17 protein-coding genes are annotated in these 14,520 nt (G+C 64.0%); 8 read left to right on the forward strand and 9 right to left on the reverse strand.

Annotation, left to right across the window (positions count from 1 at the left end; all coding sequences use genetic code 11):
* Positions 1-19 precede the first annotated feature (19 nt).
* The gene (locus GGR33_RS10955) at positions 20-241 is read left to right on the forward strand and encodes a hypothetical protein (RefSeq protein ID WP_210301935.1); all 222 of its coding nucleotides are present in this window, start codon (positions 20-22) and stop codon (positions 239-241) included.
* Positions 242-507: 266 nt separating this feature from the next.
* Here the strand turns inward: GGR33_RS10955 and GGR33_RS10960 are convergent, their stop codons facing one another.
* From GGR33_RS10960 to GGR33_RS10985, 6 genes are all read right to left on the reverse strand, one after another.
* The gene (locus tag GGR33_RS10960; RefSeq protein ID WP_183504871.1) at positions 508-1,185 is read right to left on the reverse strand and encodes a hypothetical protein; all 678 of its coding nucleotides are present in this window, start codon (positions 1,183-1,185) and stop codon (positions 508-510) included.
* 197 nt (positions 1,186-1,382) lie between these two features.
* Entirely contained in the window at positions 1,383-3,053 is a 1,671-nt protein-coding gene (locus tag GGR33_RS10965) for a DUF6119 family protein (protein ID WP_183504873.1), read from the reverse strand.
* A gap of 317 nt (positions 3,054-3,370) precedes the next feature.
* Positions 3,371-5,002: a recombinase family protein gene (locus tag GGR33_RS10970; protein WP_183504875.1), complete on the reverse strand. Its 1,632-nt coding sequence runs from the start codon at positions 5,000-5,002 to the stop codon at positions 3,371-3,373.
* Entirely contained in the window at positions 4,999-5,535 is a 537-nt protein-coding gene (locus GGR33_RS10975; RefSeq protein ID WP_183504877.1) for a DUF2924 domain-containing protein, read from the reverse strand. Before GGR33_RS10975 ends, GGR33_RS10970 begins: the two co-directional genes overlap by 4 nt.
* A gap of 11 nt (positions 5,536-5,546) precedes the next feature.
* Positions 5,547-5,984 carry a DUF3489 domain-containing protein gene (locus GGR33_RS10980; RefSeq protein WP_210301936.1) on the reverse strand — a complete coding sequence of 146 codons (438 nt, stop codon included), beginning with the start codon at positions 5,982-5,984 and terminating at the stop codon, positions 5,547-5,549.
* 236 nt (positions 5,985-6,220) lie between these two features.
* Entirely contained in the window at positions 6,221-6,469 is a 249-nt protein-coding gene (locus GGR33_RS10985; protein WP_183504880.1) for a hypothetical protein, read from the reverse strand.
* A gap of 219 nt (positions 6,470-6,688) precedes the next feature.
* Here GGR33_RS10985 and GGR33_RS10990 point away from each other — a divergent pair, with 219 nt between their 5' ends.
* Positions 6,689-7,639: a restriction endonuclease gene (locus GGR33_RS10990; RefSeq protein WP_183504882.1), complete on the forward strand. Its 951-nt coding sequence runs from the start codon at positions 6,689-6,691 to the stop codon at positions 7,637-7,639.
* A gap of 98 nt (positions 7,640-7,737) precedes the next feature.
* Here GGR33_RS10990 and terL read toward each other — a convergent pair whose 3' ends face one another.
* Positions 7,738-8,643, reverse strand: coding sequence for a phage terminase large subunit (gene terL / locus GGR33_RS25910; protein WP_246412951.1), 906 nt, complete (start codon positions 8,641-8,643; stop codon positions 7,738-7,740).
* A gap of 28 nt (positions 8,644-8,671) precedes the next feature.
* Between terL and GGR33_RS25915 the strand changes: the two genes are divergently transcribed.
* Both GGR33_RS25915 and GGR33_RS26245 read left to right on the forward strand, forming a co-directional pair.
* Positions 8,672-8,875: a hypothetical protein gene (locus tag GGR33_RS25915; RefSeq protein WP_246412952.1), complete on the forward strand. Its 204-nt coding sequence runs from the start codon at positions 8,672-8,674 to the stop codon at positions 8,873-8,875.
* Positions 8,876-9,018: 143 nt separating this feature from the next.
* Complete coding sequence (locus GGR33_RS26245) at positions 9,019-9,150, forward strand: hypothetical protein (RefSeq protein WP_281381143.1); 132 nt, start codon at positions 9,019-9,021, stop codon at positions 9,148-9,150.
* Here GGR33_RS26245 and GGR33_RS11000 read toward each other — a convergent pair.
* Positions 9,144-9,626 (reverse strand): DUF5681 domain-containing protein, encoded by a 483-nt coding sequence (locus GGR33_RS11000; protein WP_183504886.1) that lies wholly within the window; start codon positions 9,624-9,626, stop codon positions 9,144-9,146. The two genes, GGR33_RS26245 and GGR33_RS11000, sit on opposite strands and share 7 nt — an antisense overlap.
* Positions 9,616-10,194, reverse strand: coding sequence for a DNA-methyltransferase (locus GGR33_RS11005; RefSeq protein ID WP_183504888.1), 579 nt, complete (start codon positions 10,192-10,194; stop codon positions 9,616-9,618). Before GGR33_RS11005 ends, GGR33_RS11000 begins: the two co-directional genes overlap by 11 nt.
* 215 nt (positions 10,195-10,409) lie before the next feature.
* Between GGR33_RS11005 and GGR33_RS11010 the strand changes: the two genes are divergently transcribed.
* From GGR33_RS11010 to GGR33_RS11025, 4 genes are all read left to right on the forward strand, one after another.
* Positions 10,410-11,291 carry a pirin family protein gene (locus GGR33_RS11010; RefSeq protein WP_183504890.1) on the forward strand — a complete coding sequence of 294 codons (882 nt, stop codon included), beginning with the start codon at positions 10,410-10,412 and terminating at the stop codon, positions 11,289-11,291.
* A gap of 83 nt (positions 11,292-11,374) precedes the next feature.
* On the forward strand, positions 11,375-11,917 hold the full coding sequence (locus GGR33_RS11015) for an NAD(P)H-dependent oxidoreductase (protein WP_183504892.1): 543 nt from the start codon (positions 11,375-11,377) through the stop codon (positions 11,915-11,917).
* A gap of 33 nt (positions 11,918-11,950) precedes the next feature.
* On the forward strand, positions 11,951-12,895 hold the full coding sequence (locus GGR33_RS11020; RefSeq protein WP_183504894.1) for an alpha/beta hydrolase: 945 nt from the start codon (positions 11,951-11,953) through the stop codon (positions 12,893-12,895).
* A gap of 31 nt (positions 12,896-12,926) precedes the next feature.
* Positions 12,927-14,456 (forward strand): GMC family oxidoreductase, encoded by a 1,530-nt coding sequence (locus GGR33_RS11025; protein ID WP_183504896.1) that lies wholly within the window; start codon positions 12,927-12,929, stop codon positions 14,454-14,456.
* Positions 14,457-14,520 lie beyond the last annotated feature (64 nt).

Genomic DNA, 14,520 nt, shown 5'->3' on the forward strand with positions numbered 1-14,520 from the left:
TTCGCTGGTCGACGCACGAATGGAAACCAAGCCCGGCCGGCAGTACGCTTTCCTCATTGCAGTCCAGCAACGGCGAGAAGCCACCCGCACTTATGCGGTGATGGCACCGTCGGCAGAGGCAGCTCTGGAGCGCGTGAACTCCGAGGCCCTAGTGGATGCCAGCGTTGAGGTGGTCGGACGCCTGTCGCGCGACACGGCTCGGCGGCTGAAGCTGAAACCTGGCGCCATGCATTTGGTATGAAAGCCGCGACGTCGTGACGTCTGTTTATGGGCGTTCTGCGATGAAAGCCGTCAGACTTCCTCCAGTCTGCTGCTGTAGCCTCCCTCGGCCGTCCGCTTATTTAAGCTTGCGCCCAAAAGCAGACCGGCAAAAATCCACCCCACTCAGTCGTTCGTCATCTCCGCCTTGCGCCAAGTGCGGACATTGATCAGCTTCTCAACTGCGGACACAAAGGTGCTAACTCGAAGCTGACATTCGGAGTCGCTGCGCTTGCCATCCGCAAACTCTCACTCTTGCTTTAGACGCTCCCACTCGCCAATCAACGAACGATAGTTCTCACGGAAAATCAGCTCCTCATTGCCTTGCAGGACCGTGGTTTGTGGAGAGAAAAACGTTTGACGCAGAATATCTATGATTCGCATGTCATTAGGATCGAGCTCTGGCAGGGCTTGTTGCATTGCCCACAGCCCCAACCTTCCACCCTCTTCAGGGAGCGCCGGCTCTTCGCTAAAGTATGGGTACACCACGCGAACATACTCTCCTCGAACACGAGCGTGCAGCGCGTCCTTGATCCGGATGGTGCCAGCCGGATCTGTTAGGCGCAGATTTCCATGCACACTCTGTGGGACGATCTCGACGGGCTCATTTGACCAGCGCAGTTTTGCGCTGAGCAGGTTCAAAGCGCCATCTCTCAGAAGTGGATAAAGCCGCCTAAAATTGCGATTTGACCTCACGCGAGCGTCTGTTGCCTCGGCAAGATCAACTTCGCCGGAAATGTGCCGCTTTACATCGGACCAAAAAGGCAAATAGAAGTCTCCTCCTCGGCTTCTGTTTCCGCCTTCCGCCTTCCGATTGTCTAGTCGGATGTCGTCCTTCAAAATTGATCTTCGCAATGAAGGCGGAGCATAAAATAACTGTAATGCCTTTCGCGGTGGAATATCAACAACCGACATATGGGTGCTCATTGCTCAGATTGATATTCATAATGGTCCTGTCTAGGATTTTGTTCATTTTGGCGTAGCGGCTATCGGTCTTTTACGCTCTGAAAATTGGCCTCAGCACACCACGCCTTGATGAAAAGCGGCGCCAAGTCGTTGAAGCGATGCTCACGCAACAGAGATTTGCAACTCTATTGGTAAAAGTAATGGTCAGCACCGAGGGCTCATTCTGCAGCCTCGGCGTGAGGCTCCTCCGCGGTTGCGGCAGATTTCCGTGTCTTCCGCTTTTTCTTCCTGCCTTCAGCCGCTTGTGACTGGTCAGCGATGAACATCACACGCCCGGGCACGTCCATCAGCTGCAGGGCCTTCATGCTTCGCATCAGGCTGATCCTCGAGAAGAGGGGCAGATTCAGAGAGCGGCCGGCAGGATCCTTCCGCGTCACAATGCCGAACACCAGAGCGTATTGCCGCGAGCGAACGAGATCGACCGCGCCGTCGGCATCGGTCTCGGGGAGGGCCTGCCGGAGCAACGCTTCCAGCTTGTCGACGGCTTCCGGCTCCAGACGCATCAGCTCGATAGCATTCACGCCCTGATTGAATAGGTGGCTCAACTGAGCGGACAATGTCGATACCTTCACATGGTAGAAGGTGGCGACGTTCTCACGGGCTACCAGCAGATCACATGGCTCAACAGCGGTGTGCCCGTCCGGGCTGATGCTCCGCGTATCGAGGCAAACCACGCCCGGGTTCACTACAGCGGCGGCTTGGTTGTACTCGCCTTCGCTCAAGTGGTCATAAGGTGGAAGATCGCTATCCACGCACAGCGGGTCGAGATAGGCGCTCAAGCGAGCAATGTAGGCGTCGTCGATTCGGTACCAGTTGCCTTCACACAGGTGGAAAGTCTCGCCTTGGGCTTCTTCGAGCGTCGTATCGAACACGAGACTCTTGAAGATGGTATACCTGTCCCGCCCATTTCCATCCTCATCCGTCAGGAGCAGGGCATGGTGCCGTAGCTCCTCGATACCTATGGCATCAAGGTCGACAGTGTGCTCATCAAGATATTCATAATACCGGCTGATATAGACATCGTCGTATATGAGGCTCCCGCCCGTGCCAGAGAACGCGACATAGAGATTGTCGCTGTAGTTGATTATCTCCGGGACCGTGATGTTGAGATCGGGATTGCCCGAGCGAAAGGCATCCAGAAGCTTGCCGTTGAGTGCCGTAATCTGAGCGGGATCGCGAACGGGGATGATATTCTGGATGTCGGGGAACGCATTTTTGTGTTCCTCACTCTGATAAAGTTCGAGCAGTGTTTCACATAAGCCGACCAACGCACCCGCCTCGACATCCGTGCTGATACGAAGGTTGGTGCCACCCGTGGCATGGCGGATTAGGTCCTTGTACTCGTCACGGACCTTTCCGGTCAGGCTTCGCAGGATCGAGCTGTCGCGGTCGAAGTCAAAAAAGGTGAGTTCGGACTCGATGGGCAGTTGGGTGCGCTGGCGCTTGGCTGCGCCCGGCTCCAGCGTGTCGGTGCTCTTGAGCTTGCGTGGATCTAGACTGTTCAGCGTAACTCGCAAGCCGAAATCGTATTCATAGCTCGTATCGAGAAGATTGTGAGAGACGTGCCCAAAAGACAGGGCAAAGCAGCGGTCTTCTACCGGCAGAAACACGAGAGCGCCTTTGGAGACCTGCACAAGCGCCTTCTCGATCCCAAAATAAAACTTCCACCATGGCGGCCTGGGTGCACTGTCCAGCACGAACAGCGTTGCATCATCGGGCAGGCTTTGTGGATTGGTCTCGCTTTCGAGAACATGCTCTTCACGCAGCGAATTCGTAGCATCGAAGCCTTCCTTGAGAAGGTATATCGAAAACGATCTGCTCTTAGACATGCGGCCCTCGACAAGCGACCTTTATGATTTCGCCCTCGAGTTGTATCACGGCAGAACTTCGCGTCCCCTGTCAAGTTTCTTTCCCTAAGGATCCTCGGCCAACACAACGCGAAACTATCTGGACTTTGGAAAGGAGGCAGCCAAGTTCGCGGCGATATTACCAATGCCGTCGCACGGCCTGCGTCGCAGGGTTGACTTGAAGGCCAAGCCAAACCTTGGGCGAGCTTCATGGGCCGCTCACGAGCGGACATTGCCAGGGTCGGCAATGGGTCAAATCCGGTTGCTACGGCGTTGATCCGCCTACTTCCAGACGCTGTCTATCTCGCCGCTTCCCAAGCCATCAGCGGAATGAGCTTGCGCTGCTCACTCCAAGAAACCGGAAGGCCGCGACAAAGGCGCGCCGCTCCGTAGCCCGCAGGCAATGCCCCGTCATGCGCAGCCTGGACCAAGTCGGGCGCGAGGTCCGCCAACGGAAGCAACATGCGCACATGCCGTTCGCTGCACCTGGCGCTTCGAGCCAACGTATCCACGTCCGCAGCGGCGCCGTTCATGAGTGCCGCCTTCCAAGCCCGAGCACGCGCGATCGATGCCAGGAGGTGGCGTCGCACATCATGCGGCATTGGTTTGCGGCCATGGGCCTGAGCTTCTGGAGAACCAGGCAAGACCACGGATGCGCTCCCCCGCGGCCGATGCGCCGTCCAAGGCACGATGAGCGTGTCCGATAACGGTGAGTCCTGTTCGTCTTCGGCGACGGCGTCAGCGCGTAACGTGATGACCATTTGCTCAGCCTGAACCACGACGCGATCAATCCACTGCTCGATCGGACCGACCGCCAACGATCGCTCGTTCAGATGGGTCTGCAGGGCCGCCGTGACGGCTTGCTCGATGGCGACAGCCGGCACGCGCAGAGGACCGTCGCTATCCGTCACGTCGCGAGCGCGGCCGCGTAGCAATGCTCGCGAGACGTAGTAGCGATAGAGCAGGCCACCTTTCCGCGTATGGCTCGGGCTCATCGCGCGGCCGCTCGCGTCAAACAGCAGGCCGCCGAGCAAGGCACCCGAAGCGGATCGGATCTGACGCCGCTCGCGCGTGTTCGCTGCGAGGCGCTCAGCAACCGCCGCGAACAGTTCAGGCTCGATGATCGCCGCGTGCTGTCCCGGATGGCTCGCGCCGCGGTGGGTGATCTTGCCGAGGTAAACCCGCGAACTCAGAAGTTGATACAGATGCCCGCGAGAGAAGGGACCACCGCGGACACGGCCGCCCGTTCCTTCGCGGCGATCCGGGGCATGCACGCCTTCTCGCGCCAAGTCGGATGCGAGAGCGCAAACACTGCCGAGGGAGAGGTAGCGCTCGTAGAGCAGACGGATGAGGGCAGCATGCTCGGGCACGACGTGGAGGGCTCTTGCCTCGACGCGATAGCCAAGCGGTACGACGCCACCCATCCAGATGCCCTTGCGCTTACTCGCCGCGATCTTGTCGCGGATGCGCTCTCCGGTCAGTTCGCGCTCGAACTGCGCAAACGACAGCAGAACGTTGAGGGTCAGGCGGCCCATGCAGCTCGTCGTGTTGAAGGCCTGCGTGACCGACACGAACGACACGTCATGCTCGTCGAACAGCTCGACGAGCTTGGCAAAGTCGGCCAGTGCGCGCGTCAGACGATCGACCTTGTAGACGACGATGACATCGATGCGTCCGGCGACCACTTCGGCAAGCAGGCGCTGCAGGGCAGGGCGCTCGAGTGAACCGCCCGAGAAGCCGCCATCGTCGAAGCGATCGGGCAGGACGCGCCAGCCTTCATGCGCCTGGCTTTTCACATAGGCCTCGGCGGCCTCGCGCTGGTTGTCGAGGGAGTTGAACTCCTGCTCAAGCCCGTGATCGGTCGAGACCCGGGTGTAGATCGCGCAGCGCAGTGACGGTGGCGTCGATACGGGGCGGCTCGGCCGTTTCATGGCATCGCATCCTGCGAGCGGCGCTGCTGCGAGACTTTACGGGATTGATCCTGCTGCACTGGCGGCTCGCTGCGCGAGCTAGCCTTCTCGCGCAGGCCAAAGAAGCGGGGTCCATTCCAGCGCGTCCCGGTAATGGCCTCGGCGATCGGCGAGAGACTCGCATGCAGCGAGCCGTTCCAGAGGAAGCCTGCATCCGTGACCGCCACGCGGTGAACCTTGCCGTCGTACTCCCGAACGAACTGGGTGCCGGAGGGAGGCCTGCGCTCATCGCGACGGGCCAAATGCTCGGCTGGATCGGCATCGCCGGCGAGCCGGTCGAGCAACCGAGCGATCTCACGGGGCAGGCCGCCATAAGCTCGCACCTGCAGCTCGTAGGCAAGAAACCGGGCGAGCATCTCGCGACGCAGGCTCGGCGGAGCGGGGCGCCGCGTGAGCCGACGCCAGCGCAGACGGAGCTCGTCGAGGCTGAGACCGGGGAGGGCGGCGAGCTCGGCCTCGAGCGGATCCGCGGGGCCATCGTTTGAAGCGGTCATCGTCGCCGCGCTCAATTCGAACGGGGCGCTGGTGAGCCCGCCATCTCGCGATCCGATGGCGGCATCCCCGCCGAAGCGACGCGGTAAACCGTGCGGCCGTCTTCCTTGCAGGTCTCGATCGCGTGGCCCCTGCGGCGCAGGCCCGTCAGTGCCGCGCGCGCCGTATGCGGCAACCAATCCGTCGCCGCGACGAGGGCGGCGATGTCGGCGCCGTCAAACCGCCGGAGCAGGGCAAGCACGCGGGCGATCTTCGTCCAAGCGTGCGGTTCAACCGGCTGTGCGGACGCGGCGTCATCGACTTCGCCCGTCGACCCATTCGCACCAGCATTTTCGCTCGCATCGATGATCAGTCGCAGCCCCGTCGGGCCGAGCGCCGGATCGCTCCACCACGGGGCTTCGTCATCTGCGATGGTTTCGGCGAAGCCAAGACCGATCAGTTTCTCGCCCAACAGGCGCCGGGCTCGTCCGCGAACGCGCTCAGGTGGCATGAGACGCCGATCGTCGCGCCTTCGCGCGGTCTCGATCAGGTCGCGATGGGTCGGGGACAGAGAGCTCGGATCAAGCACGGCGGGGCCTCGCAGAGGATGATGCGCAGCCGACCTCCGGCTGCCACCGCCTCAGGCCCCGTCTGCCGGCGATGGCAGCGAGGCTTTGGGCCGCTTGGGAGCTTGTCCAGTTGGGAAGGCTATTCTGCCGGCGTGGGGCCGCCGCGCGTGTCCGCCGTTCGCTCGATGCGGCCGATGAGGCAGGCCGCAGCATGCAGCATGTTGGCCTCGCTGAGCGGAACGTCGAGATCCATCGCGATACGAATGGCCTCGCGCTCCGCACCAGCCTCTGCGCAGACCAGCGCGGCCTTGGCGACGGCAGCGGCCTCGTTCAAGCGATCGCTGATCTCATTAAGGCAGGCGGTGATGCTCAGTCCCGGGCGGCTCATCGATGCGGTCTCCGACGCGTGGCGTTGCCAGGGACACACGCTCCGTTCGCGAAGACAGTCCAGTCGAAGCCGCGAGCCGCGACGTGCCGAGCCCGACTTGTGCCCTGCCGTGTCAATGCTTCGAAACTCTATCCAGGATTACGCTGGACATATCTCGCAACCAGAGCGAGCACGAGTGGCGCGGCGGGTTGTCCGCCGGTTGCTCTCGGACCTTCAGCCATGAACATTGCGATCCCCGTCATTCCTCACGTCGCCCCCACCATCGCCCGCTTTATCCGCCTCGGCCACAAAGGCGCCTGGGCACGGTTCTGTATCGAGAGCGGCGAGATACGGTTCGGAAGTCCCGACGAACCTCACGAACGCTGTCTCGCCGGCGATTGGGATGGCGCCCGCACGGCGCTGATCGGGGAGGGCGGACGCTCGCCAAGCGAAGCGAGCCAATGCCTTCGCGAGATCCGCGAGTTCTACACCTTGCCGGCCGCCGAGTGCCTCTGGATCACCTTCTTCGAGGGGCGGCTCTGGTGGACCTTCGCTGAGGCTGACGTGAGGGCCGTGGCGGATGGCGGCCCTGGCATCGTCATGCGGGGCTGCAGGGGCGGGTGGCGCGACGTGTCTCGCCGTGGCCTGCCGCTCGTCGAGACGAGCCTCAGCACCCGTCTGACGCAGGTGCGGGCCTATCAGCGGACCATCTGCAACGTCGCCGAGTTCGACTATCTCGTTCGCAAGATCAACGACACAGAAGAGCCGTCGGTCCTGCGCGCCCGCGCTGCTCGCGAGGAAGCCATCGTGAGCGGCGAGGCCTTGATCGCCGGCCTACACTGGGCGGAGTTCGAGGTGCTCGCCGACCTGCTGCTGACGCGATCGGGATGGCACCGGGTCTCGGCGCTCGGCAAGAGTCAGCCCGACGTCGACCTCGTCATCGAGCAGCCCGCGACGGGCGAGCGCGGCTTCGTCCAGGTGAAGTCGAAGGCAACGCAAGCCACCCTCGAGGCTTCCATCGCCGCCTATCGCACGAGCGGTGCTTTCTCGCGGATGTTCTTCGTATGCCATTCGCCGACGGGACATCTGCGGCCCGATGCGCCGGATGTTCACATCCTCACGGGATCTGATCTTGCTCGGCGCTGCGTCGATGCCGGTCTCCTGAAATGGCTCATCGCGCGCGCTGGATAGGCCGCAGAGCCGGTCGGGGCGTCGCCAAAGGAAGAAGCGCGGCGACAGGCTTTTGCCCTGCCGCCGCGCTCCTACGCCATTCAATCGGATTCAAGGATTCAATCGTCGTCGAAGCTGCGAATGCGGGGTCCGCAATCGATGCCGTCGCGCGCCCAGATCACGAACTGCGAGATACAATCGACCTGGTCATCGTGGCGGCCATGCGGGAAGGCGCGCAACTCCGCTTCGAGGTCACCAAGCCAAGGCGCCGTCCGCGGGAAGGCGACGCGCCCTGCCTCAAAGGCCAAGGTCGCGCTATAGGCGCGCATGACCTTGTCGCCTTCCGGTTCGATCGGCGTGGCGTAAATGCCCGCCGAAACGAGATCCTGGATGAGACTCTGGCCCGAAGCTTTGTCTTCGATGAGCACCGCTGCCGGCCGATAATGTTCATATCGGTCGACGATCGCGCGACGCAGCTCGGGAAAGCCGAGTCGGGCGCGGAACACATCGAGCAAATAGTAGGCCCCACGACGAACAAGCCAGGTCATCCCGACGGAGAAGTCGTTGAGCTGACCGGGCTTCGTCGCAGTGTCCCAGCTTTGCACGATCTCGTCGCCACGCTCGCAGCCGAGATTGCCCTCGTAGCGTTGGATCCATTCCGGATCGAACATGTTGCCCCCCGCGGGGATCGGCGCCTGCTGATATTGCGCGGCAAAAGCGAAGGAGCCGATGTCGGCCTTGAGTTCGTCGAGGATTTTTTGCGGCTCGCGTTCTGGATGAAGTAGGTCGCCGATCGCGCGATGATGCACTCGCCCTCGGCCAGTCGGGATGCTCTCATCGATCTCCGCGATCGCTGGAAGGTTCAGATGCGTCCAGCCGCCCTTGGCAAGCAGATGCCCGACCAGGTCGTCGGGATGCAGCCTCTGCATCACGACGATGATGGCTCCCTTCGTTTTTTGATCGAGCCGAGAGAGCACGGTCATGTCGTACCAGGCGTTCGTCGTGTTGCGCACGGTCTCGGACATCGCGTCGGCCGGCTTAATCGGATCGTCGATGATCAGGATGTGGCCGCCGCGACCGGTGAGCACGCCGCCGACCGAGGTCGCCATGCGAGAGCCGCCGCCCGTCGTCTCGAACTCGGCCTCGGTGTTCTTCGAGCGGCTGATCGCCGTTCCGGGGAAGGCGTTCCGATACCAGTCCGCGTTCATCACGGTGCGACACTGGTTCGACAGCTTGACTGCGAGCTCTTGCCCGTAGCTCGCGCAGATGATCCGCTTTGTTGGATCATGGCCCAGAAGCCACGCCGGGAACGCCACGGAGGCGCAGACCGACTTCATGCTCCGCGGGGGCATCGTGATCAGCAGGCGCTTGACCTTGCCGGTAGCCACCCGCTCGAGCTGGTGAGCGATCGCGTCGATATGCCAGTTCGGCAGGAACGCATCGCCTTGGACAACGCTGGCAAATGCCCGCTGGGTAAAGAAGCCGAGCTCGCTGCGGACGAGGTGTCGGAAAAGATCGCTGGGTTTCATTGAGAAGCCTCCTGAACATTGAGCGCCGGCCCCTGGGGCGCGTTCACACCGGGGCAATCACTCTTGTCTGGGGTTTCATTGGCCGCGCTCTCACGCTCAAAGAACCGAGCAATGATCGCCATCTCCTCGGAGCCGAATACGAGTTCGGCCGCCGGGTTCGCCACGCCCGCCTGACCGCCGCTGCCGTTGGAGCGTCCGACGTGGTGCATGACCTCGCGGAAGCTGCGAGGGTCGCCCTTGCAGGCCTTGTTGATGTTCGTGTCCAGCAAGATCGCGTACTTGGTCATCTTCACCGATCGGCCGTTCTCGGTGACCCTCACCTTCTTTGCGAGGGCGGCGTGCAGCATCGCGTCGAAGTCCTGGGTGCCCTTCGTGCGACCCTTCGGGTTGCCGGAGACGCCGGGCTTGAACCGCGTGTGCTCGGGAGGCTTGCCGTAACCGACCTCGTACTCGCCTGGGGGCTTGCGATTACGCGGCATGGCCAGCCTCCGTCTGATCGTCATTTGCGGGCACCAGGGAAGCTCGCTCGCTGGCGACCTCACTGAAGGTCTGGCCGGTCGCGGCGAGGCGAGGGGACTGTCCCGTCGCATCCGCAAAGCGGCGCAGTGCCACGTCGACGTAGACCGGATCGAGCTCGATCGCTCGGCCGATGCGCCGCGTCCTCTCGGCAGCGATTAGGGTCGTTCCCGAGCCCGAGAAGGGATCGAGGACAATGTCGCCGCGAACCGAGACATCGCGCAGCGCATCGCCGACCAAGGCCACAGGCTTGACAGTCGGGTGTGATCCTAGTTCGCTCGCCCGATCCCTATGGAAAGTATTTTGACCAGCATAGTCCCAGACATTCGTCCGGTTACGTCCATGTCGACCGAGTTCAATATTATTACGATGGGCGGCCGTACCGGCCTTGTGCACAAACACGAGTTCATGTTTAGATCGGTACAGAGCGCCCATACCTCCGTTGTCTTTGTTCCAGACACAGAGGTTTTTCAGTTCGCTGTAGACACCTTCGGCCGCTGCAAGCAGCTCGCCCATATGGCGCCAATCCATGCCCCTATCGGCAGGGGCTCCTGCCGTCGGTCCGGGCGCTGCTCGATCACCTGGCCAGCGAGTTCCCGAAGACGGTGCTGCTCTAGCTGAGTCCAGCAAACACAGCGATTGTCCAAGATATTGGACGCTGTGTTTGGATGATCGCGTCTTCTCGGCCGATGGGTCATCCACCTAGTTTGCTTCCAACACGACCGAGTGTCGAAGTAGCAAACGGCATGGCCACGCGTATCCAGTCCGTCGAAGACAGTTCCGTCGCCGTAGAACGCATGGGCGCAGTGGTCGTCGGCGTTCCTCGGGTGATCGGCAACGGCTTCAGCGCCCTCCATTTCTCGGAGGAGATGTTCGACGGCGGCATGGACCCGCTTCTGATGGTGGACCATTTTGTCATGACTGCCCCGACCTTCGAGCCGCATCTGCATGCGGGCATGTCGGCGGTGACTGCGATGTTCGAGGACTCGGTCGGCGACTTTCTCAACCGCGACACCCTGGGTAACAACGTCGCCCTGAAGGCCGGCGATCTCTACTGGCTGGCCGCAGCCGGCGGCGCGGCCCACGAGGAGAAGCCCGACGAGGGCGCCCGCGTCCACGCCTTGCAGGTCTTCGTGGACCTGCCCGTGCGGCTGAAGAGCTGTCCGGCCCGCGCCGTCCTTGTCGAGGCCGCGGACGTGCCGGTCGCGGAGGGCGAGGGCTACCGTGTCCGCGTCGTGCTGGGTCAGACCGGCGAGGTGGTCGGCGCAGGCGGCACGCCCGAAGAGATGACGCTGCTCGACGGCCAGCTCGACAGAAACGGCTCGTTTTCACACCATCTGCGCGACGGCCGGCAGGCCTGGATCTATGCGGTGGCCGGCGGAATGACGGCGTCGCTTGTCGGAGAAGAGCGCCGGCTGCGCGAAGGGACCGCGACGACGGTCGCGGCCGGTCACTCCGGCACCCTGCTCCTCGAGACCGACACGGGCTGCCACTTCGTGGTGATGGCCGCCAGGCCGGTCCGAGCCATCGCCGTCCAGTACGGTCCCACGGTGATCGCGGCGGCAGGCAGCGCCGGCGGCATGCGTGCCAGCCGCGGCGCTGCCCCGCACGGCCGGCTGCCGACCTAGCAACCGTCACTGTTCAGTCCGTCGTACCGCGCGCTGCCCGGCACCGCGCGGACAGAACCCCTTTGCCCGAAGGAACCCGTCTCATGAGCGCGCCCAACATCCTGATCGTTTTCTTTGCGGGCAACGAGGCCACCGAGGCGCTGGCATTGGTGATCGCCGAGGGCGCACGCGCCGCCGGCGCTGCCGTCCGACTGCGCCGTACCCCCCATGCGAGCGGCGCCGACGCCACGGCCTACGACCCGCCAACCGTCGAGGATGCAGTGTGGGCGGATGCCATCCTGTTCGGGACGCCGAGGCTCTTCGGCAGCATCCCCTCGGAACTGTCCCTCTACCTCGACGGCCTGGATGACGTGCGCTTGCGGGGTGCGCTGAACGGCACGTTCGGGGGCGTGTTCGGCGCTCCCGACGCCGCCCAAAACAGTGGCCGGTCGACGGTTCTCTCGCTCTACGACCGCCTGGTGGCCCTGGGGCTGATCATTGTCCCGCTCGGCTATTCGCACCTCGCGCCGAACGCCATCCGCCCGCGAAGCGACGAAGACCGCGCCGCCGCTCGGCGGCAGGGCGGCCGGATCGCGGCCGTCGCTGCGCAGGCCATCGCCGAGCCGCTCCTCGGCCGTGCGGCCTGATCCGTCCCTCCGAACACCAGAAGCGAGGCCATCATGACCGCCAACACCCTGCAGATCACCGGATCGACCGGTCGTGCCGTCTTCGGCCTGTCGGAGGAGGAGCGCTCCCGCGAGGCGGCGCTGCGCGAGCAATTCGCAGCTTTCTGGGGATCGGCGACAGGCGAGCCGCGGGCGATCTACGATCGCTTCATCGGCGCTTGCCCGGTCCAGGACGGTATCACGCTCACTCCGTTGGAGACGGCGGACGTGCGTGGCTGGTGGGTCCAGCCGCGCCGGAGCGAGCAGGGACAGGCGATCCTGTTCCTGCATGGCGGCGGCTACGTGCAGGGCTCGGCGAAAGCCTATCGCGGCTTCGCGAGCCAGATCGTCGGCCGTCTTCAGGTCCCGGCCCTGGTCATCGACTATCCGCTGGCGCCGGAAGCGAGCTTGCCGTCCGCGCCGCAGGCGGCCCTGGCGGCCTGGCGCTGGCTCGTCGAACAGGGCTTCGGGCGGATCGCCGTCGTCGGGGATTCGGCCGGCGGTGGACTGACGCTGGTCACGCTCTCCGAGCTGGCCCGTCGCCCCATCGGGCCGTCGCCCGTCGCCGGCGCGGTCTTCTCGCCCTGGACCGACCTGACCCTGTCCGGGGCGTCGATGACCGATCCCACCGTCCACGATCCACTGATCGGCCGCGACTATCTGTTCGACTGCGCCGGCAAGTATCGCGGTACGCTCGCCGCGGACGACCCGCAGGCCTCGCCGCTCTTCGGCGACCTGCATGGCCTGCCACCGCTCCTCGTCCAGGTCGGCACCGACGAGCGTCTACTCGACGATTCTCGCCGCTACGCCGAGCGTGCCGCCGCAGAGGGCGTGCCCGTCCAGCTCGAGCTCTGGAAGGGGATGCATCACGTCTTCCAGCTCGACGTCGCGCATCTCGAGAGCAGCCGCACGGCCCTCGACCGGGCCGCCCGCTTCCTGCGCGCCGCCTTCAACGCCTGATCCAGCCCCGACCCGCGAAAGGAGACGCGCCATGGCGAACCCAGCCAGCCCCCACCCCATCCACGACGTCGTCATCGTCGGCGGCGGCTCTGCCGGTGCCGTCCTGGCGAACCGGTTGAGCGCGGACCCGGCGCGCAGGGTCCTGCTGCTCGAAGCGGGCGCCGCCTACGCGCCGGCCGACTACCCCGACGTCATCGCCGATGCGAACCGCGTCGGCGGCGATGCTGCGCATGACTGGGGCTACCACAGCCGGGACTATCGCAGCCTCGGCCACGACGTTCCGGCGATCCGCGGCAAGGTGCTCGGCGGCAGCTCAGGCGTGAACGCGGCCGTCGCCATGCGGGCCCGACCCTCGGATTTCGCACGCTGGACGGCACGTGGGATCGAGGGCTGGTCCTTCGCGGACGTGCTGCCGGTCTTCAAGGCGCTGGAGAACACGCCGACGGGCGAGGATGCCTGGCATGGCCGCCACGGGCCGTTTCCGATCCGGCAGCGCTCCATCGAGGAGATCACGCCCTCGATGCGGGCCTTTGTGATCGCTTCCGAAGCCGTAGGCCTCGCCCGGGTGAGCGACTTCAACGGCGCGGAGCAGAACGGTGTCTCGCCCTACCCGCTCAACGTCGTCGACGGCCGCCGCATCAATACGGGGATCGCCTATCTGACCGATGAGGTCCGTCGCCGGCCGAACCTCACGATCCGGGGCCATGCCGAGATCGACAGCCTCGTCTTCGATGGAAGGCGTGCCTGTGGCGTGCGGCTGGTCTCGGGCGAGACGATCTCGGCCGGGCGGGTGATCCTCTCGGCCGGAACCTTCGGCAGCCCGGCCATCCTGATGCGCTCAGGGATCGGGCCGGCCGCACACCTGCGGGAGCTGGACATTCCCGTCCTGCAGGATGCCCCGATCGGCGACCGGCTCAAGGAGCATCCGTTCTACTACAACGTCTATGCGCTGATGCCCGAGGCGAAGGCGATGAACCCTGTCGCCGGGGCCATCATCTGGACGCGCTCGAGCGAGGCCGCGGCGGACGAGCTCGATCTGCACATCTCCGGCACGCACATCTTCGATCCGGCTCAGAGCCCGACCAGCGGCGCGATCGTGCTGGCGAGCGCGGTGACGCTGCCCAACTCGGTCGGCACCTTCCGGCTGGCAAGCCGCGATCCCCGTGCGATGCCGCTGATCCGCTACAACTTCTTCCAGGATCGCAGCGACCTGCGCCGGATGCTGGAGGCCGTCCGGCTCTCCCGCCGGATCGGCCAGACTGCACCCTTCCGCGACGCGGTCGCCTTCGAGATGACGCCCGGCCGCGAGGTCGAGGACGATGCGGCGCTGGAGAGGGCCGTGATCGCGTCGGTCGACGGCTACGCGCACCCCACCTCGACGGTGCCGATGGGCGCCCCCGACGATGCCACCGCCGTGGTCGACACGAACGGCGCGGTCCGCGGTATCGACGGCGTCAACGTCGTCGATGCTTCGATCATGCCCGATATTCCCTCGGTAGCGACCAATATAACCACAATCATGATCGCGGAAATGATCGGCCAGCGGCTCGATCAGCAGTGACCATCTGAGAGTAGAAATCAACCGAATGTCTGCTCTAAAGCCGGGGATCGTTGGTCAGAACGAC

This window comes from Methylobacterium brachythecii, from assembly GCF_014196345.1.
In the GTDB taxonomy this organism is placed as follows: Bacteria; Pseudomonadota; Alphaproteobacteria; order Rhizobiales; family Beijerinckiaceae; genus Methylobacterium; species Methylobacterium brachythecii.